General features: G+C 60.5%; 19 protein-coding genes. 13 read left to right on the top strand and 6 right to left on the bottom strand.

Going from position 1 to position 23,120, the window contains the following annotated elements; translation table 11 throughout:
* Positions 1–20: 20 nt before the first annotated feature.
* A complete protein-coding gene (locus tag ACT53S_RS18795; protein ID WP_476068091.1) occupies positions 21–4,808 on the bottom strand; it encodes an NAD-glutamate dehydrogenase in 4,788 nt (1,595 codons plus the stop codon).
* Positions 4,809–4,997: 189 nt separating this feature from the next.
* Here ACT53S_RS18795 and pdxY point away from each other — a divergent pair, with 189 nt between their 5' ends.
* Together pdxY and ACT53S_RS18785 are read left to right on the top strand one after the other, a co-directional pair.
* The gene (gene pdxY / locus ACT53S_RS18790; RefSeq protein ID WP_476068090.1) at positions 4,998–5,879 is read left to right on the top strand and encodes a pyridoxal kinase PdxY; all 882 of its coding nucleotides are present in this window, start codon (positions 4,998–5,000) and stop codon (positions 5,877–5,879) included.
* 67 nt (positions 5,880–5,946) lie between these two features.
* Positions 5,947–6,600 carry a carbonic anhydrase gene (locus ACT53S_RS18785; protein WP_113377873.1) on the top strand — a complete coding sequence of 218 codons (654 nt, stop codon included), beginning with the start codon at positions 5,947–5,949 and terminating at the stop codon, positions 6,598–6,600.
* Between the two features lie 99 nt (positions 6,601–6,699).
* Here the strand turns inward: ACT53S_RS18785 and ACT53S_RS18780 are convergent, their stop codons facing one another.
* Positions 6,700–7,449, bottom strand: a complete 750-nt coding sequence (locus tag ACT53S_RS18780) for a lytic murein transglycosylase (protein ID WP_476068282.1) — start codon at positions 7,447–7,449, stop codon at positions 6,700–6,702.
* On the opposite strand from ACT53S_RS18780, the gene ACT53S_RS18775 reads away from it, so the two are divergent.
* On the top strand, positions 7,331–7,714 hold the full coding sequence (locus ACT53S_RS18775; RefSeq protein WP_476068290.1) for a hypothetical protein: 384 nt from the start codon (positions 7,331–7,333) through the stop codon (positions 7,712–7,714). The genes ACT53S_RS18780 and ACT53S_RS18775 overlap by 119 nt on opposite strands.
* Here ACT53S_RS18775 and ACT53S_RS18770 read toward each other — a convergent pair.
* The gene (locus ACT53S_RS18770; protein WP_142072949.1) at positions 7,689–8,723 is read right to left on the bottom strand and encodes an aspartate-semialdehyde dehydrogenase; all 1,035 of its coding nucleotides are present in this window, start codon (positions 8,721–8,723) and stop codon (positions 7,689–7,691) included. The genes ACT53S_RS18775 and ACT53S_RS18770 overlap by 26 nt on opposite strands.
* Before the next feature lie 432 nt (positions 8,724–9,155).
* On the opposite strand from ACT53S_RS18770, the gene ACT53S_RS18765 reads away from it, so the two are divergent.
* A complete protein-coding gene (locus ACT53S_RS18765) occupies positions 9,156–9,707 on the top strand; it encodes a GNAT family N-acetyltransferase (protein ID WP_113377870.1) in 552 nt (183 codons plus the stop codon).
* Position 9,708: 1 nt separating this feature from the next.
* Here ACT53S_RS18765 and ACT53S_RS18760 read toward each other — a convergent pair whose 3' ends face one another.
* Both ACT53S_RS18760 and ACT53S_RS18755 read right to left on the bottom strand, forming a co-directional pair.
* The gene (locus tag ACT53S_RS18760; RefSeq protein ID WP_476068089.1) at positions 9,709–10,107 is read right to left on the bottom strand and encodes a DUF2794 domain-containing protein; all 399 of its coding nucleotides are present in this window, start codon (positions 10,105–10,107) and stop codon (positions 9,709–9,711) included.
* Positions 10,108–10,207: 100 nt separating this feature from the next.
* Positions 10,208–11,146 (bottom strand): LysR family transcriptional regulator, encoded by a 939-nt coding sequence (locus tag ACT53S_RS18755; protein WP_113377868.1) that lies wholly within the window; start codon positions 11,144–11,146, stop codon positions 10,208–10,210.
* A 172-nt stretch (positions 11,147–11,318) separates the two neighbouring features.
* Between ACT53S_RS18755 and chvE the strand changes: the two genes are divergently transcribed.
* From chvE to ACT53S_RS18710, 9 genes are all read left to right on the top strand, one after another.
* On the top strand, positions 11,319–12,389 hold the full coding sequence (chvE, locus tag ACT53S_RS18750) for a multiple monosaccharide ABC transporter substrate-binding protein (protein ID WP_113377867.1): 1,071 nt from the start codon (positions 11,319–11,321) through the stop codon (positions 12,387–12,389).
* A gap of 114 nt (positions 12,390–12,503) precedes the next feature.
* Positions 12,504–14,039, top strand: coding sequence for a multiple monosaccharide ABC transporter ATP-binding protein (mmsA, locus tag ACT53S_RS18745; RefSeq protein WP_113377975.1), 1,536 nt, complete (start codon positions 12,504–12,506; stop codon positions 14,037–14,039).
* Entirely contained in the window at positions 14,039–15,250 is a 1,212-nt protein-coding gene (mmsB, locus tag ACT53S_RS18740; protein WP_113377866.1) for a multiple monosaccharide ABC transporter permease, read from the top strand. The genes mmsA and mmsB overlap by 1 nt, the downstream gene beginning before the upstream one ends.
* Before the next feature lie 10 nt (positions 15,251–15,260).
* The gene (gene araD1 / locus ACT53S_RS18735; protein ID WP_476068088.1) at positions 15,261–16,226 is read left to right on the top strand and encodes an AraD1 family protein; all 966 of its coding nucleotides are present in this window, start codon (positions 15,261–15,263) and stop codon (positions 16,224–16,226) included.
* Between the two features lie 50 nt (positions 16,227–16,276).
* A complete protein-coding gene (gene araD / locus ACT53S_RS18730) occupies positions 16,277–18,022 on the top strand; it encodes an L-arabinonate dehydratase (RefSeq protein ID WP_113377864.1) in 1,746 nt (581 codons plus the stop codon).
* A gap of 11 nt (positions 18,023–18,033) precedes the next feature.
* On the top strand, positions 18,034–18,963 hold the full coding sequence (locus ACT53S_RS18725) for a Gfo/Idh/MocA family protein (protein WP_476068087.1): 930 nt from the start codon (positions 18,034–18,036) through the stop codon (positions 18,961–18,963).
* A 21-nt stretch (positions 18,964–18,984) separates the two neighbouring features.
* Positions 18,985–20,499, top strand: a complete 1,515-nt coding sequence (locus ACT53S_RS18720; protein WP_476068086.1) for an aldehyde dehydrogenase (NADP(+)) — start codon at positions 18,985–18,987, stop codon at positions 20,497–20,499.
* 10 nt (positions 20,500–20,509) lie between these two features.
* Positions 20,510–21,439 (top strand): 2-dehydro-3-deoxygalactonokinase, encoded by a 930-nt coding sequence (locus tag ACT53S_RS18715; protein WP_476068085.1) that lies wholly within the window; start codon positions 20,510–20,512, stop codon positions 21,437–21,439.
* Between the two features lie 4 nt (positions 21,440–21,443).
* Positions 21,444–22,076, top strand: a complete 633-nt coding sequence (locus tag ACT53S_RS18710) for a 2-dehydro-3-deoxy-6-phosphogalactonate aldolase (protein WP_113377860.1) — start codon at positions 21,444–21,446, stop codon at positions 22,074–22,076.
* A 266-nt stretch (positions 22,077–22,342) separates the two neighbouring features.
* On the opposite strand, the gene ACT53S_RS18705 is transcribed toward ACT53S_RS18710, so the two are convergent.
* Positions 22,343–23,116, bottom strand: coding sequence for a DUF1223 domain-containing protein (locus tag ACT53S_RS18705; RefSeq protein ID WP_476068084.1), 774 nt, complete (start codon positions 23,114–23,116; stop codon positions 22,343–22,345).
* Positions 23,117–23,120 lie beyond the last annotated feature (4 nt).

Genomic DNA, 23,120 nt, shown 5'->3' with positions numbered 1-23,120 from the left:
TTGGTCTGCCCCGGACAGTGTCACCTCGCATGATCCTGCGCAAGATCACCGAGCAGTCCGGCCGCAACCGCGAGCTTGGAAATGCTCGGTTCGCCGCTATCGACGATCGCCGATATCTCCTTGCCGATTCGCTCGACATGCACCTTATCGGCCGCCAGCCAGGCCTCGACCGGATTTGCGTTTTCAGAATGCTCGGCAAGCGCCTTGCAAACGATCTGTCGCCGCGCCTGACCGATCCGGTCAAGGCTGCGTGTCAAAGCGAGATTGTCGTAGTGATCAGACGGCTGCAGCCGCCGCGCATTCTCGATGATGCGTCCGATCCGGAAAGCCTCCGAAACTGCGAAGAAGCCCTGCATGGCGGCAGCGAAATCTGCCCCGGTCCGCTCGGCGATCTGCAGGACTTCCGGCAAGAGCTGGAGGGTCTGCAGATCGACCACCTCGGCCGCGATCTCTTCAGGAGCGCCTGCTTCGACCAGTTCGGCGATCTGATCGTCGAAATGCTGGCGCAGCAGCGGCGGCAATGCTTCGGCAAACACGGGCTTAGCCGTCTGCACGGCAGCGGTGAGCTGTGCCACCGCTTCACCAACCGTACCCTTGGAAAGGCCGGTATCGATCAGAAGCCGCGTCATGGCGACATAGACCTCGGAGACGATCGCATAGAGCCGGTTCTGCGTTTGGCCGGGCATCTTGGCATCCAGCGCGTCGAGACCGTCCCAGATGCGGCTGAGGTCCAGCGCATCGCGTGTGACCAAAGCCGCTTTCACGACATCGTCCGGCGAGCCGCCCGTGGCATCGACCACCGAGACGATGAAAGCCGGGCCACCGCGATTGATGGCATGGTTCGCCAACGCTGTTGCAATGATTTCCCGCCTCAGGCGGTGTCCGGCGATGTCGCCAGCGAAGGTCTCGCGCATGGCAGCGGGGAAGTAATTGAACAACGTCCCTTCGCAATAGGGATCGTCCGGCAGATCCGACTCCACCAGTTGGTCGAAGAGCGCGATCTTTGCATAGGAGAGCAGGACACCAATTTCGGGCCGAGTGAGAGCCTTCCCCGAGACATAACGTTCGGCAACGGCAGCGCCATCAGGAAGCGTCTCCACCTTCCTGTTCAATCGCCCCTGACCCTCCAGGTAATCCATAAGCCGGCTAAGCTCTTCCCGGTTTCCGGCTTCCTTCGCTTCTGTCAGAGAAATCGCAAGCGACTGCAGATAGTTGTTGCGCAGGACGAGTCGACCGACCTCATCGGTCATCGTTGAAAGCAACACGTTACGCTTTTCGCGCGGCAGGCGGCCGTCCTGCATGGCCGGGCTGAGCGCGATCTTGATATTGACCTCGACGTCGGAAGAATTGACCCCGGCCGAATTGTCGATGGCATCCGAGTTGCACCGACCGCCATTCAGCGCGTAGGCGATGCGGCCCTTTTGAGTGACGCCGAGATTGGCGCCTTCGCCGATGACCTTGGCGCGAACCTCACCGGCATCGATGCGGATTGCATCATTTGCCCGGTCTCCCACCTCTGCATCCGTCTCTGTCGGTCCCTTGATATACGTCCCGATACCGCCGAACCAGAGCAGGTCCACAGGCGCCTGCAGGATCGCCGTCATGATGTCGAACGGCGTGACGGTCAAGCCTTCGATGCCGATGGCAGCGGCCGCCTCAGGGGTCAACGTGACGGACTTTTCCGACCGCGAAATGATCATCGCGCCTTTCGACAGCGCAGCACGATCGTAGTCCTGCCAACTCGAACGCGGCAGGGAGAACATGCGGCGTCGCTCGGCAAATGAAGTCGCCGGGTCAGGCTGCGGGTCGATGATGATGTCCCGGTGGTCGAAGGCTGCGATCAGCTTGATCTGCTCCGAGAGCAACATGCCGTTGCCGAACACGTCGCCGGACATATCTCCGACACCGGCCACGGTGAATGGCGTTGTCTGGATGTCGATGTCCATCTCGCGGAAATGCCGCTTGACGGTCTCCCAGGCGCCACGCGCGGTGATACCCATCTTCTTGTGGTCATAACCGGCCGAGCCACCAGACGCGAAGGCGTCATCGAGCCAGAAACCTGCCGCCTGAGCAAGGCCGTTGGCGGTATCGGAGAAAGTGGCAGTTCCCTTGTCGGCCGCGACGACGAAATACGGATCGTCGCCATCCGGCCGCAGTGTGTCTGCCGGCGGGACAATCTTGCCGGACACGATGTTGTCGGTGATCGACAGGAGTGTGCGGATATAGGTCTTGTAGGCTTCCGTCCCGGCTGTAAGCCAAGCTTCGCGATCACTCTGTGGCGGCAGGAGCTTGGGGAAGAACCCGCCTTTCGCGCCAACAGGCACGATGACGGCATTCTTGACCTGTTGCGCCTTCACGAGACCGAGCACTTCTGTGCGGTAATCCTGAGCACGATCGGACCACCGCAGACCACCACGGGCCACCTTCCCGAAACGGAGATGAACCCCCTCGACCTCGACGCCATAAACGAAGATTTCGCGGAACGGTCTGGGTTCAGGCAAGCCCTCCACCTGATGCGGATCGAATTTGAAGGCCAGCATCGGCCGCACGCTCTGCTGGTAACCATGCTGAAAGAAATTTGTTCGCAATGTCGCTTCGATCACATTGATATAGCGCCGAAGGATGCGGTCCTCGTCCAGGCTCCGAACGGCCCCGAGTCCCGTTTCGAGTGAAGCCAAGAGTTCCGAATTGCGTTTGCTGCGCGCCTTCTCCGCGACCGCCGGGTCGAGGCGGTTCCGGAAGAGAGAAACGAGGTCGGTGGCGATGGCAGGATGCTTGGCCAAGGTCTCGGCGATGTAGTTCAGCGGATACACAGAGCCGGCCTGGCGCAGATACGCTGCATAGGCACGCAGGACCGAGGCTTCGCGGGCGGAAAGCCCGGCTGCCAGGACCAGTCGGTTGAAGCCGTCATTGTCCACCATGCCGGTGAAGGCCGCGAGGAAGGTGTCTTCGAGCAGCTTGCCATGCTGGTGGATGTCGAAATGGACGGACGACGGTGCGGCGAGTTCCATATCATGCAGCACCACCGACTGCCGTTCACCGCCGTTCGCCACGATGCCGATATCGAACGTCCGCTCGCTGATCACACCGAAGCCGAGGTTTTCCAGCAATGGAACACGCCGGGACAAAGGCAGATGATCACCGGCATGGAAGATCTTCAGATAAAGCGATGGCCCGTGCTCACCCTCCACCTGATGGAATTCCAGCGACAACGGTGCACCTGCGATGCAGGCTTTGATGTGCCGCAAATCATCGACGGCCTGTTCGGGCGTGAAGGCCTCCTGGAACGCTTCGGTTACATCCAGGCTGATCGCATCCGCTCCGGCCAGCGACAAGAACCGATCGCTCCAACGGGCTGTGATCCGCCGGACTGCATCTTCAAGAGCGGCCTGCTCGATTTGAGGCGTCGCCCCCTCTCGTCGACCGATGATGATGTGGACGCGAGCCACCCCACCTTCAGGGAAGGCCGGGTAATAAGCGGACACGTGGCCCTTGTAGACCGAGCGGAAATAGTCCCCGATCTTTTCACGTACCAGCGAATTGTAGTCTTCGCGTGGCACGTACACGATCAGGGATACGAAACGGTCGAAATGATCGATCCGCGGCAGGACGCGCACGCGCGGCCGCTCGGACAGGTCGTTGATCTGCTCGCAAAACTTCGCCAGCAGTTCCGGCGTGATCTGAAACAGATCGTCACGCGGATAGCTCTCGAGCGTGTTCTGCAACATGCGACCGGAATGGCTGCGTGGGTCGAAGTCGAAGTGCGAAACGACTTTCTCGACCTTCGCACGCAGCAAGGGGATCTGATTCACCGAGCGAGTATAGGCGGTCGCCGTAAACAAGCCGACGATGCGCAGTTCCCCGACGACCTTGCCGTTCGGTCCAAACCGCTTGACGCCGACATAATCCATGTAGGCACGCCGATGGACGACCGATTTGACGTTCGCCTTGGTCACGATCAGGAAGTCGGGTCCCTGCAGGAAGGCGAGGATTTCCGGGGTGGTCGTAACCTGATTCTGCCCCTGTCGCAGGACCAGCACATCCGGATCGGACAGAATGCCGAGACCGCTGCCCTGATCACGCTCGACGGTGGCGTTCTCGCCTTCGCCGGAATAGGTGTATTCCCGCATACCAAGGAACGTGAAGTTGTTGTTGCGCAGCCATTCCAGGAAGGCCACGGCCTCGTCCCGTTCGGCCTCGTTCCGACCTGCCGAAAGCGCCCGCAATTCGAAAAGCGCTTCCTCCAGAAGGCCAAGCATAGGCTTCCAGTCTGTTGCAGCCATCTTCACCTGCGCAAGCACGTGATCGAGACGGCGGACCAGATCCGCGGACTGCTCCTCGTTCAACGGCGCGAGATGCAGCTGTATATAGCTGACCTTGATCGCCCCCTCCGGATCAGAATCCGGGTTCGACAACGATATCTCACCCTTCGGCGTCACCGCCAGAATGGGATGAACAGCCATATAGATGTCGCGGTAGAGGCTGGTCACCTCTCCCATCAGGGAGTCATAGAGAAACGACTTGTTGTGATCGACGATCGAGAGCACGCTGACCGGAACGCCATTGGGCCGCACGGGAGCAAGGCTTTCGATTCGGACATATGGTTTTTGTCGGTCCCATGCGGCGAGGTCTGCCGCGGCCCGGGCCGCCCCATGAGCGAGCATATCTGCGGAATAGCGGTCGAGGTCGTCGTTGCTGGCACGGCCGAAAATGGTGGAAGGAGCGATGGATGCCACTCCCAGCGCCGCGGCGCTTTCGTCAGCGGATCCGAGCAGTTGATCGCGCTTGGGGTTGCCCGTCCTGGTCATGTGCCTCTCCTTCGGCAGCGGCTGTGAGCCGTCATGATTCTGCAAATGTTTTGCGAAAGTATGTATGAATCGAAATTGAGGGCAATTTCGGCGAAAATGCCTCCGAATTCCGAGAAAATGCGATTTTTTTCGAGAGAAAATGCGTAAACACGTTCCAAATCGTCGATTTTCCAGCCGAAAGTGCCAGAAATGGAAAAAGTACCTGCGAATGCCGTCATCGTGATTTCGAGCCATGTCGTGCGCGGTTCTGTTGGAAACCGCGCGGCTGTATTCGCGCTCGAAACCCTTGGTCATCCCGTCTGGGCGTTGCCGACGATCGTGATGCCCTGGCATCCCGGCAAGGGACCGTCGACCCGGCTACGCTTCGACGATCTGGCCTTCGAATCCGCAATTGATGACCTGGCAAGGGCGCCATGGCTGGGAGAGGTCTCAGCCATCCTCACCGGCTATTTCGGAAGCCCCGCCCAACCGGCTGCAGCGGCAAAGCTCGTCTCGGCCGCCAAAGCCGCCAATCCGAACGTGACTTACATCTGCGATCCGGTGATGGGTGATCTCGGAGGCCTCTACATCCCGCCGGAAACGGCCGCTGGCATCCGCGACGAACTCATTCCCCTGGCCGATATCGCAACGCCGAACCGATACGAGTTGCAGTGGATGGTCGGAAGCGCCTTGGAGAGCAATCAGGCGATCATGGAAGCCGCATTGTCGCTCGGTCCGCCGCGAATGCTCGTGACTTCGGCCGTGCCGATGATGGCAGGTGGCACCGGCAATCTTCTTCTCTCGGGTCGCAGCGCGATCCTTGCCGAACACCGCTTGATCGACAATCCGCCCAACGGCCTGGGTGACCTTTTGGCCGCAGTGTTTCTCGCGCGTATTCTGCAGGGTCTCGACGAGGAGAGGGCCCTGCAACTGGCCACGGCAAGTGTTTTCGAGGTTCTGGCGAGAACCACCAAACGGGGCGGTGACGAACTGACACTGGAGAGCGATTCCGGCAGTCTGTCGACCCCCATGGCCATGGTGCAGATGCGCCGCCTCATGCATCCGGCCCAGCGTCCGCGCAAACCGGGTTGAAAGCTGAGGGAAAGCTTCGCCGCTGCACCGGTTGCCTTGAGGCTGTCGGCGCTGTAAGCGGATAGATATGAGCAGCTTTCCTACTCCCCTCCTCAACGGTTACCGCAACTTCATGAGCGGTCGCTATGTCGATCAGCGCGAGCGCTACCGCGTGCTTGCGGAGCAGGGGCAGAAGCCGCACACGCTGGTCGTTGCCTGTTGCGATTCACGCGCGGCACCCGAGATGATCTTCGACGCCGACCCGGGTGAACTGTTCGTCGTACGCAACGTGGCCAACATGGTGCCGCCCTATGAGCCGGATGGTCAGTATCATTCCACGTCGGCTGCCCTGGAGTTTGCCGTGCAGGCGCTTCGTGTGAAAGACATCATTGTCATGGGGCACGGGCGTTGCGGGGGTATCAGCGCGGCGCTGGATCCGAACGCCGAACCGCTTTCGCCGGGTGACTTCATCGGCAAATGGATGAACCTCGTCGCCCCGGCCGCCGAGCAAATTCAGGGTAATTCGGTCATGACGGCCGTTGAGCGTCAGACAGCGCTGGAGCGGATATCGATCCGCAATTCGATCAGCAACTTGCGGACCTTCCCCTGCGTGAAGATCCTTGAAGAACGCGGCAAGCTGCGCATTCACGGCGCCTGGTTCGACATCAGCAACGGCGAACTCTGGCTGATGGATCCGCAGACCCGGGACTTCATTCGTCTGGACGGGCAAGAAACGGCCTGAAGTACCAACCGGCTCCGGTCCGCCAGCCTTTGCAAACACGCTCGGAAGATAACTCGGAAAAAGGCCGGCGCGACAGATGTTTGCCGCGCCAGCGTCAAGTCATTCCGCGTCGATGCGCGCACCGATATAGGCGATAGCCTGCTGATAGACGGTCGCAGCGTTCCAACCCTGAATCGCCGCGAAATTCGGTTCGCCCTGCTGATAGCCTGCACCCGCCTGCCAGCCATGGCCCTTGAGGAAATTGGCCGTCGAGGCCAGAGCATCGGCTCTCGAACGAACCAGATCGATATGACCATCACCGTCACCATCGACGCCATAACGCACGACGTTGCGCGGCAGGAATTGCGTCTGGCCGATTTCACCGTGAGCGGCGCCCTTGGCGTTGATGTCGAGATTGCCAGCCTGCACGAGTTCAAGAGCGGCATAGAACTGGTCGGTGAAGAACTCGCTGCGGCGGCAATCGAAAGCCAGCGTCGCAACGGCCGAAAGCGTGTGCTCTTTGCCGAGGAAGGAACCGAAGCCGGTTTCCATGCCCCAGATCGCGATCAGCGGGCCGGCGGGGACCCCATACTGACGCTCGATCTTGGCGAATAGCGCGGCATTGCTCTTCTTCATGCCCTTGCCGCGATTGATGATCGTCTGTCCGCCACGCTTCTGCATGAACTGGTCGAAAGACAGCTTGAAGCTCTTCTGACCACGGTCGGCACTGATGGTGCTGCGGCTGTAATTGATGGAGCTGAACACCTTGTCCAACGTCCTGGGGCTGAGCCCGGAACCTACAGCCTGCTCCTTGAAAGCTGCGGCCCACTGCTCGAACCCGGCGGATGTGTTGCTGCAGGCGGCAGCCAACGCCGAACCCGTTCCGGCGAATACGGACACCACTGAAATCAGTGCTGCGGACAATGTAAAGTTCAGACGCATTCAGGCCTCGTCATTGACTGTTTCTTTGGGGCGCACCATGGCAGCGAAACATGATCCTGTCATCAATCAACCCCTAATGAAGCCGCACCCGAGCTTCAAAATGGATCACATTCCTATGAGACAGGGAACTCCCGCCCGGCTGATCGCCGGGCGGCAAGCGGATGTGATCAGTTGGCGGCGTTGCGCGGTGTAATCAGCCCGCGGTTCAGAAGCAATTCCGCAATCTGGATGGCATTGAGAGCGGCACCCTTGCGCAGGTTGTCCGAGACGACCCACATGTTGAGACCGTTCTCGACCGTGGCGTCTTCGCGGATGCGCGAGATGTAAGTCGCATCTTCACCGGCGCATTCGACCGGGGTGATGTAGCCGCCGTTTTCCTGCTTGTCGATGACGAGGCAGCCCGGTGCATCGCGCAGGATGTCGCGGGCCTGATCGGCCGTGATTTCGTTCTCGAACTCGATGTTGACCGATTCCGAATGGCCGATGAAGACCGGAACGCGCACAGCGGTGCAGGTCACCTTGATCTTCGGATCGAGCATCTTCTTGGTCTCGGCGAGAACCTTCCACTCTTCCTTCGTATAGCCGTCTTCCATGAAGCTATCGATGTGCGGAATGACGTTGAAAGCGATGCGCTTGGTGAACTTCTTGGCTTCCACCGGATCGGCGACGAAGACGGCGCGCGTCTGGGTGAAGAGTTCGTCCATGCCTTCCTTGCCGGCACCGGACACCGACTGGTAGGTCGAGACGACGACACGCTTGATCTTGGCAAAGTCATGCAGGGGCTTCAGCGCCACAACGAGCTGAGCGGTCGAGCAATTCGGGTTCGCGATGATGTTACGCTTCTTGAAGTCGACCACGGCGTCCGGATTGACTTCCGGAACGATCAGCGGCACGTCGGCGTCGTAGCGCCAGGCCGACGAATTGTCGATCACGACGCAACCCTGGGCGCCGATCTTCGGCGACCACTTCTGCGAGATAGTGCCGCCGGCGGACATCAGGCAAATGTCGGTCGTCGAGAAATCATAGTGCTCCAGGTTCTGAACCTTGAGAACCTTGTCGCCGAAGGAGACTTCGGTGCCCTGCGAACGGGCGGACGCCAGTGCGACAACTTCCGAAGCCGGAAAGCCGCGTTCGGAGAGGATGTTCAGCATTTCGCGGCCGACATTGCCGGTAGCGCCTACGACTGCAATCTTGAAACCCATGTCAATGCTCTCTTTCTGTCTCTCCGCGGATGGTGAGGAGGAAGCCTGCGACGGGTGCGCAATCTTCCTTGTCCCCGGCCGTGCCGGGGAGAGAGCGGTGGCCGAAGACGTCAGACGGTTTTCGTCGTCGTTTTGGCCGTGGTCGTGGATACGAGAGAAATGCATGCGCCACCGGCAGCAGGCTGCTGCAGGTGGTTTGAGACCTCGAAGGACTGCCCGAAAGCGTGCATGAACCGAATTCCTCTTCGCGGCGAGGGATTACAAGGTTTTGTGCGCGAGTCAAGCCGCGCCCATGGCGGGAAAGACGAAAACGCGCCGACAGTGCATCGGCCAGTGGCCAATTGCCGCCCCGGATGTGTCGCAATGACATGTTCCAGGCTTGCCGAGGCAACGCACCCGTGGAACAAGACGCGGTCTTCACCGGAGTTCTGCATGCCGCCTGCCATTCGCGACCTCACCACCGATGATCTGCCAGCGGCCACCGCAATCTATGCAGACGCCGTTTTGACAGGGACGGCAAGCTACGAACTCGATCCACCCGGTCTCGATGAGATGACGGCCCGTTACACGGCGATAACGGGCAAGGGTTATCCCTATATCGCGGCGATCGACGAGACCGGTTCGCTCCTCGGTTACGCCTATGCCTCCGCGTTCCGCACCAGGCCAGCTTACCGGTGGTTGGTGGAGGACTCGATCTACGTTGCCAAGACCGCGCGTGGCCTGGGGGTCGGCAAGAGCCTGCTGGCTGCGCTTGTCTCACGCTGCGAGGCGCTTGGCTTTCGTCAGATGGTCGCCGTGGTTGGTGGCGCAAGCGAAGCCTCGGTCGCGGTCCACCGTTCCTGCGGCTTCTCACTCGCAGGCCGACTCGACGGAACGGGCTTCAAGCATGGCATCTGGCTCGACACGATCTTTATGCAGCGGCCGCTGGGCGAAGCACAGACCACCAAGCCCGACCTGTCGAACTATCCCGGAACGCTTGGCTGACTCATTCGATCGCCTTGAGGGCCTTGTCGAAGACCTTCAAAACCTGCTTCAGATCATGGCCACGCTTGAGGGTTCGACCGTCGGTCGCCACAACCGAAAAAGCCCCCTGCTTTGCTGCGAGCTTGGGGTTCTTTTCGATGCGATAGAGCGGATAGTCGCCCGCACGCTTGAAGACGGAGAAAACCGCTTTGTCCTTGAGGTGGTCGATCGCGTAGTCCCGCCAATCGCCTTCACCAACCATGCGACCATACACCCAGAGGATGGCATCGAGTTCACGACGATGGAAGGTGACCGGGAGGGGATCGAGAGACTGCCGATAGATACCCAGGTCGACCACGCTTGTTGAGCTCTTGTCGGCACCATCAGCTTCATGGCGCTGCCCTTCAGTCTGCTCGGTCATCAATGCTCCTCGAACATTCATTCATGACGGACACATGACAGTGTGCCTGACATGGCCGAAATAGCAAGCTTACGAGCCGCGCACGAACATCGTCTTTTGGTCAGCGAGCGCGGTTGAGGAAGCGGCTCAGCAGAAGATCTCGCAACCGGGCGGCAATCGGCGACAGCCTTTTGCCGTTGACGGTGATGAGGTGGTAGGGCGTGACGACGATGGGCGTGTCGAGCTTCAACGTACACAGGTCACCGACCGGCGTTTGTCGACAGAGAAGATCCGACACCTCACGCGACATCGGCGCAATCGCGTTGGAAGACGCGAGCATGGCGATCATCACCAGCAAAGAGGTCGTATTGACGATGTTGCGCGGGATCGGCGCGCCTTCCTCAATGAAGACGCTCTCCACCGCGTGACGCAGTGGCGTTCCCGGCGCCTGCATGACCCAGGGGAAATGGGCCATGTCGGAGACATTGAGACGATCGACATTGGCAAGAGGATGCGTGCGGTGGACGACGATCTCGACCTCCTCCATCGTCGCGCCCTCCACATGGAACTGTCGCGCATCGATGCCCGGCGGGACACGCCCCAAGACGAAATCGTATTGGCCAGACAAGAGGTCGCGGATCATTTCGCTGCTTGAGGCGACATCGACGTGAATGTCGACCGTGGCTGCTTCCGCCTTCAGGGCCTTGATGGCTGGCACCACATATCCGACCGCACCGCCGGTCACGGCCCCAACGCGCACTTTGCCCGTCAGGCCTCGGCGAATCGCATCGACCTCGCGTGCCGCTTCGCGGATTTCCTCCAGCACGTTTTGAGCCCGCCGGATCAAGGCGCTGCCCACCGCCGTCGGCTCCATGCCCTTCGGTGTCCGCACGAAGATCGGAGAGCCGACATAGCGCTCTATCTCGCCCAACATGCGGGAAGCTGCAGGCTGTGTGAGTGCAAGTGATTGAGCGGCAAGACTTAATTGGCCAAGCTCGGCAATCGAGTTGACGAGGCTGAAATGTTTGGGCTGCAGTCTGTAAATGTGGTTCTCTGCCATCAACGATATATCAACTACGGTATGCAGAAAGTCAAAATAATCATTTGATCGGTATATGGGGCGCGATAAGAGTCCCAACGGAGCTGGGGCTGCTGTGTCAGCCGCTCGTTCTTGTTTTTCAGCGAGTGCCAGGAGGAGCTTGGCCTCGCACGGTATGACCAGGGAGGTTACCATGAAGAAACTTGGAGCCCTGATTGCATCTTTTGCAATCGGTATCGCATCCTTTACACCCTTCGCCTACGCACAGGACAAGGGCGTCGTTGGCATTTCCATGCCGACCAAGACCTCGACCCGCTGGATCTCCGACGGCGAGACCATGGAAAAGCTGTTCAAGGAAGCTGGCTATACGCCGGACCTTCAGTTCGCTGACGACGATATTCCGAACCAGCTCGCCCAGATCGAAAACATGGTCACCAAGGGTGCCAAGGTTCTCGTCATCGGCGCCATCGACGGCACGACCCTCTCCGACATCCTGCAGAAGGCCGCCGATGCTGGCGTCAAGGTCATCGCATACGACCGCCTGATCCGCGATTCGGGCAATGTCGACTACTACGCCACCTTCGACAACTTCCAGGTTGGCGTGCTCCAGGCAACCAGCCTCGTAGACGGCCTCAAGGCCAAGTTCCCGGACACTAAGCCGTGGAACGTCGAACTCTTCGGCGGTTCGCCGGACGACAACAACGCCTTCTTCTTCTATGACGGCGCAATGTCGGTCCTGCAGCCCCTGATCGACAGCGGCGACATCGTCATCAAGTCCGGCCAGATGGGCATGGACCAGGTCGGTACGCTGCGTTGGGACGGCACTGTTGCCCAGGCTCGCATGGAAAACCTGCTCTCCTCGACCTACACCGAAGACAAGCTGCACGGCGCTCTGTCCCCGTATGACGGCCTGTCCATCGGCATCCTGTCGGCTCTGAAGGGCGTTGGTTACGGTTCTGGCGACATGACCATGCCGGTTGTCACCGGTCAGGACGCTGAACTGCCGTCCGTCAAGTCGATCCTGGCTGACGAACAGTACTCGACTGTCTTCAAGGACACCCGCGAACTGGCGAAGGTTGCCGTTTCGATGGTTGACGCGATCATGGGTGGCAAGACCCCCGAGATCAACGACGAAAAGACCTACAACAACGGTGTGAAGGTCGTTCCGTCGTTCCTGCTGAAGCCGGTTGCTGTCGACAAGGCCAATGCCAAGGACGTTCTCGTTGGCGCCGGCTACTACACGGCCGACCAGATCGACAACTGATCCTCAGGATCGCTCTCGGGTCCGCGAGTCATCGCGGACCCATTTTCTATACGCATTGAAGGAGCTCGCGTCTTTGGCTTGACTGTGTCGCCGAAGATTGCCGGAATTCTGCCCATGGACAACATCATTCTCGAGATGCGCGGCATCACAAAGACATTTCCGGGCGTGAAAGCGCTGGACAATGTCAGCTTCAAGGTGCGCGAGGGCGAAATCCACGCGCTCGTCGGCGAGAACGGCGCCGGCAAGTCGACCCTGATGAAGGTGCTCAGCGGCGTCTATCCTGCCGGAACCTATGACGGCGACATCTTCTATGATGGCGAAGTCCGCCGCTTCAGCACCATTTCGAACAGCGAAGAGCTCGGCATTATCATCATCCACCAGGAATTGGCCCTCGTGCCACTCCTGTCGATCGCCGAGAACATTTTCCTCGGCAACGAAATCGCCAATAGCGGCGTCATTCAGTGGCCACAGACCTTTGCGCGGACGAAAGAGCTGCTGGCGAAGGTTGGTCTGAAGGACAGCCCCTCGACCCGCATCACCGATATTGGCGTCGGCAAGCAGCAGCTGGTCGAAATCGCCAAGGCTCTGTCGAAGAAGGTTCGTCTGCTGATCCTGGACGAACCGACCGCTTCGCTCAACGAGACGGATTCCGACGCCCTGCTCACCCTGCTGATGGAATTCCGCAAGCAGGGGATGACCTCGATCATCATCTCCCACAAGCTCAACGAAATCCGCAAGGTCGCCGATCAGATCACCATTCTGCGCGATGGCGGCACCGTTGAGACGCTCGACTGTCATACTCAGGAAATCACGGAAGACCGGATCATCAAAGGCATGGTCGGCCGTGACATGGAAGACCGCTATCCGCCCCGCGACCCGAAGATCGGCGACGTGCTCCTGGAAGTGAAGAACTGGAACGTCTTCCACCAGAACCATCGCGACCGGCAGTTCCTTCACGATGTGGCCTTCAACGTGCGCGCAGGTGAAGTCGTCGGTATCGCCGGTCTTATGGGTGCCGGTCGCACCGAAACCGCCATGAGCCTCTTCGGCAAGTCCTGGGGCCACAAGATCACTGGCGACGTGCTGATGCATGGCAAGCCCGTGGATGTCTCGACAATCCCGAAGGCGATTGATGCCGGCCTCGCTTATGTGACGGAAGACCGCAAGCATCTCGGCCTGGTCCTGCAGAACAACATCAAGGAAAACACCACGCTGGCAAACCTGAACGGCGTTTCCAACGGTGCCGTTATCGACGACCGCAAGGAAGCCAAGGTTGCCACCGATTACCGTCAGAAACTCCGCATCCGGTCGCATTCGATCTATCAGGAAGCGGTCAATCTGTCGGGCGGCAACCAGCAGAAGGTCGTTCTGTCCAAGTGGCTGTTTACCAATCCGGAAGTGCTCATTCTCGACGAACCGACGCGCGGCATCGATGTTGGCGCCAAGTTCGAAATTTATACAATCATCAACCAGCTTGCCGCCGAAGGTAAGGGCATCCTGATGATCTCCTCGGAGATGCCCGAACTGCTCGGAACCTGCGATCGCATCTACGTCATGAACGAGGGGCGCATCGTGGCCGAATTGTCTAAGGAAGAAGCAAGCCAAGAGTCCATCATGCGTGCCATCATGCGCTCTGGGGAGAAAAACTAATGGCCATTGATACAAGAACCGAAACCCCAAAGGTCTCCGTGGGTGACTACCTGCGCAAGAACATCCGCGAATACGGCCTTCTGCTCGCGCTCGTCGTCATCATGGTGCTGTTCCAGGTTCTGACCGGCGGCGTCCTGTTCCGGCCGGTCAACATCACCAACCTCGTCCTGCAGAACTCGTTCATCGTCATCATGGCCTTGGGCATGCTACTGATCATCGTCGCAGGCCATATCGACCTTTCTGTGGGTTCGATCGTCGCGTTCATTGGTGGCATTTCGGCGATCATGCTGGTCAAATGGGGCTGGCATTTCGCCTTGGTCGTGCCGCTGTGTCTGGTGCTCGGCGCCGCGATGGGTGCCGCCCAGGGCTATTGGGTCGCCTATCAGAAGATCCCGTCCTTCATCGTGACCCTTGCCGGCATGCTCGTATTCCGCGGCCTGACCTATGTTGCGCTCGGTGGCCGCCCGATCGGTCCGTTCCCGAAGGAATTCACCCTTCTCTCCACCGGCTTCATCCCGGACTTCCTGCCACTGACCGACACGACGGTGACGGGGATCGCAAACCACGTCGCGATTATCGCAGTCGTCGCTCTTGTCGCTCTCGCTATCTATTCGGGCATGAAGAACCGTCGCCTGAACGATGAGCACGGCAGCGAGAACGAGCCCTTCGTCTTCTTCGTCGCTCAGATGGGCATCATCAGCGCGGTCGCCATCTTCCTCGGCTACCAGCTTGCTACCTATCGCGGTCTGCCGAACGTCCTCGTCGTAATGGGCATCCTGATCGCGCTCTACTCCTTCGTCACGTCTCGCACGACCATTGGCCGCCGCATCTATGCGCTGGGCGGCAACGAAAAGGCTGCTAAGCTTTCGGGCATCAACACCGAACGTCTGGTGTTCCTGACCTTCGTGAACATGGGTGTGCTTGCCGCACTTGCCGGCATGATCATCGCGGCGCGCCTGAATTCTGCGACCCCGAAGGCCGGTGTCGGCTTCGAGCTCGACGTGATCGCGGCCTGCTTCATCGGTGGTGCCTCGGCATCCGGCGGCGTGGGCAAGATCACCGGTGCAGTCATCGGCGCCTTCATCATGGGTGTCATGAACAACGGCATGTCGATCATGGGTATCGGCATCGACTACCAGCAGCTCATCAAGGGCCTCGTGCTTTTGGCTGCTGTCTTCTTCGACGTTTACAACAAGAACAAAGCAGTCTGAGGATAGGCTTATGTTTCTCTCGCAATTGAAGACTGGCGGCGTCATTTGCCGCCAGGGTGAGGCCGCGCGCCTTGTCCCCGGCTACAACACCACTTACGACCTCGCCAAGGCGGCCATTGCTGCCGGAACGACCGTCGCAGCCCTGATCGAAAAGCAGGGCGCAGGCGATACGGTTGACCTGCTGGCACTTGCCGGCGAAGGCAAACTGGATTGCCCGGTCCGCCATCCGGACCCGGCCCATATGTATCTGACCGGTACGGGTCTGACCCACACAGGTTCCGCTTCAGCACGCGACAGCATGCATGCGGACACCGCCGGCATGAGCGACTCGATGAAAATGTTCCGCATGGGCATCGAAGGCGGCAAGCCGAAGCCGGGCGAAATCGGCGTTCAGCCGGAGTGGTTTTACAAGGGCAACGGCTTCAATGCTGTCGCTCCCGGCGAAGACCTTGTCTCGCCCTCGTTCGCGCTGGACGGTGGCGAAGAGCCGGAAATGGCCGGTTACTACATTATCGGCGAAGACGGCACGGCCCATCGCCTGGGCTTCTCGATCGCCAACGAATTTTCCGATCACGTGACGGAAAAGATAAACTACCTCTTCCTTGCCCATTCGAAACTGCGTCCGGCCTCCTTCGGCCCAGAACTGCGGATCGGCGCCCTGCCGGATCACGTCGAAGGCACCTCGCGCATTCTCCGTGGCGGGAAGACCGTATGGGAAAAGCCGTTCCTGTCGGGTGAGGCCAATATGTCCCACACGATCGCGAACCTGGAATACCACCACTTCAAATACGCGCTGTTCTGCCAGCCCGGCGACCTCCACGTGCACATGTATGGCACGGCCACGCTCTCGGTCGCAGACGGTTTCGTCACAGAAGAAGGCGATGTCTTCGAAATCGTGTCCCCGCAATTCGGTCTTCCGCTGCGCAACCGCCTCGCAAAGGCTGCCGCAGAGACCGTCCAGGTGAAGATGCTCTGAGCGGATCGGTCACCTGACCCGCCCATTTTTCCAGAGACAGGACAAAAGCCATGAGCAAGTTCAAACCGGCGGCTTGGCCGCGCCAACTGAGATCCCAGCACTGGTATGGCGGAACCTCCCGCGACACCATCTACCATCGTGGCTGGATGAAGAACCAGGGACACCCGCACGACCTGTTCGACGGACGCCCGGTTATCGGCATCCTCAACACGTGGTCCGACCTCACCCCCTGCAACGGTCACCTGCGCGAACTTGCTGAGAAGGTGAAGGCAGGGGTTTGGGAGGCCGGTGGCTTCCCGGTCGAAATCCCGGTCTTCTCGGCGTCGGAAAACACCTTCCGCCCAACAGCGATGATGTACCGCAACCTCGCGGCTCTCGCCGTTGAAGAAGCCATGCGCGGCCAGCCGATCGACGGCGCGGTCCTGCTCGTCGGCTGCGACAAGACCACCCCGTCGCTGGTGATGGCCGCTGCCTCGACGGACCTTCCATCGATCGTCGTTACGGGCGGCCCGATGCTGAACGGATACTTCCGTGGCGAGCGCGTCGGCTCCGGCACGCATCTCTGGAAGTTTTCGGAGGCCGTGAAGGCGGGTGAGATGACCCAGGAAGAGTTCGTCGAAGCCGAAGCTTCGATGTCGCGCTCGAGCGGCACCTGCAACACCATGGGCACGGCTTCCACCATGGCCTCTATGGTCGAAGCGCTCGGCATGGCGCTGTCCGGCAATGCCGCGATCCCGGCTGTCGACAGCCGTCGCAAGGTGATGGCACAACTTTCCGGTCGCCGGATCGTGCAGATGGTTAAGGATGACCTGAAGCCCTCCGACATCATGACCAAGGAAGCCTTCGAGAACGCCATCCGCGTCAACGGTGCCATCGGCGGCTCGACCAACGCTGTCGTGCACCTGCTCGCCATGGCCGGCCGTGTCGGCATTGACCTGACGCTCGACGATTGGGATCGCCTCGGTCGCGACATCCCGACGATCGTCAACCTGATGCCATCGGGCAAGTACCTGATGGAAGAGTTCTTCTATGCCGGCGGCCTTCCCGTCGTCATCAAGCGCCTCGGCGAAGCCGGCAAGCTGCACAAGGATGCGCTCACGGTTTCCGGCGTCAGCATCTGGGACGAAGTCAAGGATGTCCGCAACTGGAACGAGGACGTTATCCTTCCGGTCGAAAAGGCACTGACGCAGCAGGGCGGCATCGTCGTTCTGCGCGGTAATCTCGCGCCGAAGGGATGCGTGCTGAAGCCGTCTGCCGCTTCCCCGCACCTGATGAAGCATCGTGGTCGTGCCGTGGTCTTCGAAGACATCGACGACTACAAGGCCAAGATCAACGACGAGGCACTCGACATCGACGAAACCTGCGTCATGGTCCTGAAGAACTGTGGCCCACGCGGCTATCCGGGCATGGCTGAGGTCGGCAACATGGGTCTTCCGCCCAAGGTTCTCCGCAAGGGCATCACCGACATGGTCCGTATTTCGGATGCCCGCATGTCCGGAACCGCCTACGGCACCGTGCTCCTGCACACCTCGCCGGAAGCCGCCCGCGGTGGTCCGCTTGCGATCGTTCGTGACGGCGACTTCATCGAGATCGACGTCGATGCCCGCAAGGTTCATCTCGATATCTCGGAAGAAGAGATGCAGCACCGCCTGGCGGACTGGCGGCCTTCGGTCGAAGCACCTGCAAGCGGCTATGCAAAACTCTTCCACGACCATGTCGAGGGTGCCGATACTGGTGCCGACTTCGACTTCCTGAAGGGCTGCCGCGGCTCGCCGGTCGGCAAGGACGCGCACTGAGGACCTTGACGATGACAGATCGTATCCCGCTCGCTCTTGTCGGCATCGGCAAGATTGCCCGCGACCAGCATATTCCGTCGATCGCTGGTGGTAACGACTTTGTCGTTGCCGCCGGTGTCAGCCGTCACGGCAAGGTCGAAGGTGCGGAAAACTTCACAGACTTCGATGCCTTCCTGGCTGCCCGCCCGGACATCAAGGTCGTATCGCTCTGCACACCGCCGGAAGTCCGCTTCGACATGGCAAAGGCTGCGATTGCAGCCGGCCGCCACGTGTTGATGGAAAAGCCGCCAGCGACCACGCTGGGGGAAGCAGAAGCGCTGAGCGAAATCGCTGCCAAGGCCGGCGTCACGCTCTTCGCCACCTGGCACTCGCGGTTCGCCCTTGGCGTCGAGCCGGCCAAGCAATGGCTGGCGGACAAGGTCATCCAGTCGATCTCGATCGTCTGGAAGGAAGATGTCCGCCGCTGGCATCCCGGCCAGGCCTGGATCTGGGAACCGGGCGGCTTCGGCGTCTTCGATCCCGGCATCAACGCTCTGTCGATCCTGACCGAGATCGTTCCCGGCCATATCATGGTGCAAAAATCGACTCTCGAGTTCCCGGAAAACAAGAAGCAACCCATTGCGGCTTCCATCGCCATGCGGACCGTCGAAGGCGCGCCTGTCACGGCCGAGTTCGACTGGCGTCAGGAAGGTCCTCAGACCTGGGATATCACCGTTCAGACAAATGATGGCGAGCTGCGCCTTTCAAAGGGCGGTTCGGAACTCTATATTAAGGGGACCCAACAGGCGTCCGGCCCGGATCGCGAATATGCGGGCATCTACGAACGTTTTGCCAAACTCATCCGCTCCCGCCAGAGCGACACCGACTATCAGCCGCTGCGCATCGTAGCGGATTCCTTCCTCTGCGGGGAACGGAAAGTCGTCGCTCCCTTCGAAGACTGACATGAAAAGGAGGCCCATCCCATGGCCTATACACCGACTGGAAAACACCTGATCGCCGGCAACTGGGTTGCCAGCACGGATACCTTTGCCTCGTCGCCTGCCACGGGCCCCTCCCACTCCTTCTCCAAGGGCACCCCTGCCCTGGTCGACCAGGCGGTGAAGGCCGCCGAAGAGGCGTTCGAGACCTACGCCTATTCGACGCGCGAAGAACGCGCCGCTTTCCTTGACGCGATTGCCGAGGAAATCGATGCACGTGGTGATGCCATCACCGAGATCGGCAGCCAGGAAACCGGCCTGCCGGAAGCCCGCCTGATCGGCGAACGCGGCCGTACAGTTGGCCAGCTCCGCCTGTTTGCCTCGCATATCCGTAAGGGCGACTATCTCGACCGTCGCCACGACGAAGCGCTGCCCGACCGCAAGCCGCTTCCGCGTCCGGACCTGAAGATGGTTCAGCGCCCGATCGGACCGGTCGCCGTCTTCGGTGCCTCGAACTTCCCGCTGGCCTTTTCGACGGCCGGTGGCGACACCGCAGCTGCCCTCGCAGCCGGCTGCCCGGTCGTGGTCAAGGCGCATGATGCCCATCCTGGCACAGGCGAAATTGTCGCTTCGGCCATCGATGCGGCCATCAAGCGCACCGGCGTCCATCCGGGCGTCTTCTCGCTGGTTCACGGCGGCAGCCGTGACGTTGGCCAGGCGCTGGTCCAGCATCCGCTGATCAAGGCCGTCGGCTTCACCGGTTCGCTGGGTGGCGGTCGTGCATTGTTCGACCTCTGCGCCCAGCGTCCGGAACCGATCCCGTTCTTCGGCGAGCTCGGCTCGGTCAATCCGATGTTCATGCTGCCCAAGGCCGTCGCCACCCGTGGCGAAACGATTGCCAAGGGCTGGGTCGGATCGCTGACCATGGGTGCCGGTCAGTTCTGCACCAATCCGGGCATCGTCGTCCTGCTGAAGGGCGCTGACGCCGACAAGTATGTCGAGACCGCAACCGAAGCCCTCTCTGCCGTTGGCCCGCAGACCATGCTGACCGACGGCATCGCCGACGCCTACCGCAAGGGCGCGACCCGGATTGCCGGCACGGAAGGTGTCCGTTCGGTCCTGACCTCGACCTGCGACCTGCGCAATGCTACGCCCTACCTGTTCCAGACGACGGCCAAGGACTGGCTCGACAACCACGTGCTCGGCGAGGAAGTCTTCGGACCGCTCGGCCTGATCGTGATCGCGGAAAGCGAAGACGAGATGGTTGCCATGGCCCGCAGCCTCTCCGGTCAGTTGACGGCGTCGATCCATCTTGCAGAAGGCGATGAAGCCCTCGGAAAGCGCCTGATGCCGATCCTGGAGCGCAAGGCTGGTCGTGTTCTGGCCAATGGCTTCCCGACGGGGGTCGAAGTTGCCGATTCCATGGTTCACGGTGGCCCCTACCCGGCGTCCACAAACTTCGGCGCGACGTCTGTCGGTACGCTGTCGATCCGCCGCTTCCTGCGGCCGGTCTGCTTCCAGGACATCCCGACGGCTCTTCTGCCGATCGATCTGACCTGAGGCAGAAGCAGTGACCGAGAAGCCGTTTGCCGCCCTGGTCGACTGGGGAACCAGCAACCTCCGCCTCTGGCTGGTCGACAGCCAGGGCGGTGTCCTCGCCGAACGGCAATCGGCGGAAGGTATGGGTAGCCTTGACCGCTCGGCCTATCCCGCTGTTCTCGAGGGCCATCTGTCGGCTCTCGGGGCGGCATCCGACCTGCCGGTGGTGATTGCCGGAATGGCCGGCGCGCGCACAGGCTGGCGGGAAGCGCCTTATGTGGAAACGCCAGCCCCGCTCGTCGGCCTCTTCCAGCACGCCGTGATCCCCGAAGGCACTGACCGTCCGGTCTACATCCTACCTGGCGTCTGCCAGCGCGAGGAAGGCCGCTACGACGTGATGCGGGGTGAAGAGACACAGCTGGCTGGAGCTCTGGAACAAGGTCTCGACGACGCGCTGTTTTGCTTGCCAGGAACACATTCGAAGTGGGCTCTGGTCGAGGCCGGTCACATCCGCCGCTTTTCTACGGTCATGACGGGTGAACTGTTTCACCTGATCAGCCGGCAATCCATCCTGCGACTTTCGGTTCCGGAGGATGCGGACGCCGAGGCCGATCCAGACATCTTCGATGCGGCAGTCGACGCCGCTCTGGCGCCGGGATTCGCGCTGACGTCGACCCTCTTCTCGATCCGAGCAGAAGGCCTGCTGTCACAAGGCACCCGCATCAACGCAGCCGCGCGCCTGTCGGGCCTGCTCATCGGAGCCGAACTTGCCGCGATTAAGCCTGACCTTGCCCGTTACGGAAAAGCCTATCTGATCGGTACGGGAAGACTGACCCGGCTTTACGCGCGCGCCATTGCACGCACGGGAAGCGAAGCGGTGATGCTTGATGGCGGGCTCCTGGTTCGCCGGGGTCTGCTCGCCAGTGCCCTTTCGCTGTTCGACCACGAGTTCAAGGAATAGATCAATGACCTCCTCCGTCACCTGGCCGTCCCTTCGCCGCAATTTGGTGGCCATCTTGCGCGGCATCAAGCCGGAAGAGATCGAAGCCGCTGTCGACGCCCTTATCGAAGCTGGCTTTGAAGCGATCGAAGTGCCTCTCAACTCTCCCGATCCCTTTCTATCGATCGAGAAGGCGCGAAGACTGGCACCGGAGAATGTGCTGATCGGCGCCGGCACTGTGCTGGAAGTGGCGCAGGTCGACCGGCTGCATGGGGTCGGCGGCAATCTGCTCGTGACGCCGAATGTGGAACCCGATGTGATCCGGCGCGCCGTCGGCCACGGCATGGTGACCATGCCGGGAGTCTTTACAGCCACCGAAGCGCTGCTCGCTGCCAAAAGCGGTGCAGCGGCATTGAAGTTCTTTCCAGCCAGTGCCCTCGGCCCAGGCGGGATCTCGGCCATCAAGGCCATCCTTCCCCCGCATCTGCCGTTGGGCGCCGTTGGCGGCGTCTCGGAAAGCAATTTCGCCGACTACTGGAAGGTTGGCGTTCGTGCATTCGGTCTCGGTTCCAGCCTTTACAAGCCGGGTGATTCCGCTCATGCGATTGGCGAGAGAGCGGTCAAGGCGGTTGCAGCTTACGACGCACTGTTGGGCTGACTACACTCTTCAAGATGTGACGTGCGCCGCCGGGCCTCCCGGCGGCTTTTTGTTGTTTGGCCTTCGCCGCGCACTGTGACATTTGTCACGCACCGAACCGGATATTTTCCGTAGGCCGCATTTTGGACAAACGCCCGCCGTTTTTTGCGATAAAGTATAACTAACTTGGTTGGCGCGACGCGCCAAAACGGTCCGGTCAGGTGCATTGACCCCTTACCCCCAGCCCCCCAGTGCTTCGGGCCGGACCACACCAAGTTCCCCCCGAATCAGAAGCTCGTCGTCCGCCCCTTCATGACGGTGGCCCCGACAATGCCAGCCGGATTGCCTTCGGCGTCGGCGCTCTGCAGGAGCACGGCACATCCATCGCTCTTGTCAGAACTGATCACGCGTGCCGGCAGGGTGATGTCGATCGCCTGACCGTTCCAGACACCGACAGTCTGCACATCGGTTACGCTGTGCCAGTAGTCCATGCTTTGGCCGACGTTTTCGCCCTTCAGCATTTCAACCGTCTGATGCTCACGAAAATAGACGACGACGACATTGGCCTTTCCGGCCCCGCTGCCGACCGATATCGACAGCTGGTCACCGTTCTGCACGGCCTTGACCGGCACCACCAATCCGTGACCGGAAGCCTTCATCCCATCCAGTCGCCGGTTCACCTCACCGGCATCCGTCCCCTTGAGGTGGTCACGTCCATTCAGAACCGCTTGGGGCGTGTAAACCCCGCTACGGCCAAATGTCTTGGCATAGGCATACTGCCGATCGGTATTCTCGGCCGTTCCCAATGTGTCGGCCCAACCAAGATAATTCCAATAGTCGACATGATAGGAGAGCGCGACGACATCGCCCTGGCGCACCAACTGCTCGAAAGCCCGGTCGGCAGGCGGGCAGGAGCGACAGCCTTGGGAGGTGAAGAGTTCGATCACACCCTTCGGCTGAACGAAGGTCCCAGCATGCGCCTGGTACGGCGATACTGCGAACAGTAACGCTAGGAAAGTGGCGACCCGATAGATCCCCTGGCGCTTTGGAACGGGTTGCATTTTC

It is taken from the genome of Allorhizobium sp. DMC15, from assembly GCF_056314065.1.
Note: the sequence above shows the minus strand (reverse complement) of the source record. Positions and strands in the feature narration are given on the sequence as shown.

Coding starts and splice junctions, on each gene's coding strand:
- ACT53S_RS18795 (WP_476068091.1), bottom strand. CDS start 4,808: ATGACCAGGACGGGCAACCCCAAGCGCGATCAACTGCTCGGATCCGCT.
- pdxY (WP_476068090.1), top strand. CDS start 4,998: ATGGAAAAAGTACCTGCGAATGCCGTCATCGTGATTTCGAGCCATGTC.
- ACT53S_RS18785 (WP_113377873.1), top strand. CDS start 5,947: ATGAGCAGCTTTCCTACTCCCCTCCTCAACGGTTACCGCAACTTCATG.
- ACT53S_RS18775 (WP_476068290.1), top strand. CDS start 7,331: ATGGAGCTGAACACCTTGTCCAACGTCCTGGGGCTGAGCCCGGAACCT.
- ACT53S_RS18770 (WP_142072949.1), bottom strand. CDS start 8,723: ATGGGTTTCAAGATTGCAGTCGTAGGCGCTACCGGCAATGTCGGCCGC.
- ACT53S_RS18765 (WP_113377870.1), top strand. CDS start 9,156: ATGCCGCCTGCCATTCGCGACCTCACCACCGATGATCTGCCAGCGGCC.
- ACT53S_RS18760 (WP_476068089.1), bottom strand. CDS start 10,107: ATGACCGAGCAGACTGAAGGGCAGCGCCATGAAGCTGATGGTGCCGAC.
- ACT53S_RS18755 (WP_113377868.1), bottom strand. CDS start 11,146: ATGGCAGAGAACCACATTTACAGACTGCAGCCCAAACATTTCAGCCTC.
- chvE (WP_113377867.1), top strand. CDS start 11,319: ATGAAGAAACTTGGAGCCCTGATTGCATCTTTTGCAATCGGTATCGCA.
- mmsA (WP_113377975.1), top strand. CDS start 12,504: ATGGACAACATCATTCTCGAGATGCGCGGCATCACAAAGACATTTCCG.
- mmsB (WP_113377866.1), top strand. CDS start 14,039: ATGGCCATTGATACAAGAACCGAAACCCCAAAGGTCTCCGTGGGTGAC.
- araD1 (WP_476068088.1), top strand. CDS start 15,261: ATGTTTCTCTCGCAATTGAAGACTGGCGGCGTCATTTGCCGCCAGGGT.
- araD (WP_113377864.1), top strand. CDS start 16,277: ATGAGCAAGTTCAAACCGGCGGCTTGGCCGCGCCAACTGAGATCCCAG.
- ACT53S_RS18725 (WP_476068087.1), top strand. CDS start 18,034: ATGACAGATCGTATCCCGCTCGCTCTTGTCGGCATCGGCAAGATTGCC.
- ACT53S_RS18720 (WP_476068086.1), top strand. CDS start 18,985: ATGGCCTATACACCGACTGGAAAACACCTGATCGCCGGCAACTGGGTT.
- ACT53S_RS18710 (WP_113377860.1), top strand. CDS start 21,444: ATGACCTCCTCCGTCACCTGGCCGTCCCTTCGCCGCAATTTGGTGGCC.
- ACT53S_RS18705 (WP_476068084.1), bottom strand. CDS start 23,116: ATGCAACCCGTTCCAAAGCGCCAGGGGATCTATCGGGTCGCCACTTTC.